This window comes from Collinsella sp. LCP21S3_D3 (genome assembly GCF_052118305.1).
Classification (GTDB): domain Bacteria; phylum Actinomycetota; class Coriobacteriia; order Coriobacteriales; family Coriobacteriaceae; genus Collinsella.
Genome location: NZ_JBQKHK010000063.1, coordinates 1 through 499 on the forward strand (window position 1 = coordinate 1; position 499 = coordinate 499).

Here is a 499-nt window from a genome sequence, read left to right on the forward strand (position 1 = left end):
CATGTCCGGCGTCGGGTCTGATAAGATTTCCATAGCGGTCTTCGTCCTTTCCTAGAACCTGTTGTTGTGGTGATTTCAGATTCTAGGACGAAGGCCGTTCTTCGTTAAACGGGCGCTAGGGTGTCACCCTTACACCAACATTTTCGACGCGATCGCCAAATTCAGACAACCGAAGAGGTGTGACGCATGAAGAGTCTACTACTTCTCGCCCTCGGTCTGGCCCGCACGGTCGTCCTGGGCGCGCGCATCGAGGCCGAGCGCATCGTCGTGAGCGTCCGGCCCTACAAGCGCGAGCAGCGCCGCTGCCCCGTATGCGGCATGGCCTGCGACTTCTACGACATGGCGAACCGCGGGGCCCCCAGGCTGTGGAGGGCGATGGACCTGGCGCGCTCGGCCTGCTACCTGGAGTACGCGCCCTGCAGGGTGCGCTGCCCGGAGCACGGCGTGCGCACCGAGGCCGTCCCCTGGGCGCGGCACGGGGCGCGCTTCACGCGCGACT

Annotated in this window: 1 pseudogene; it reads left to right on the forward strand. The window is 64.5% G+C overall.

Features of this window, described 5'->3' with window-relative positions:
* Positions 1 to 186: 186 nt before the first annotated feature.
* Positions 187 to 499 (forward strand): annotated as a pseudogene (locus tag ACTQ1S_RS09385) (ISL3-like element ISAar34 family transposase); the annotation flags it as partial.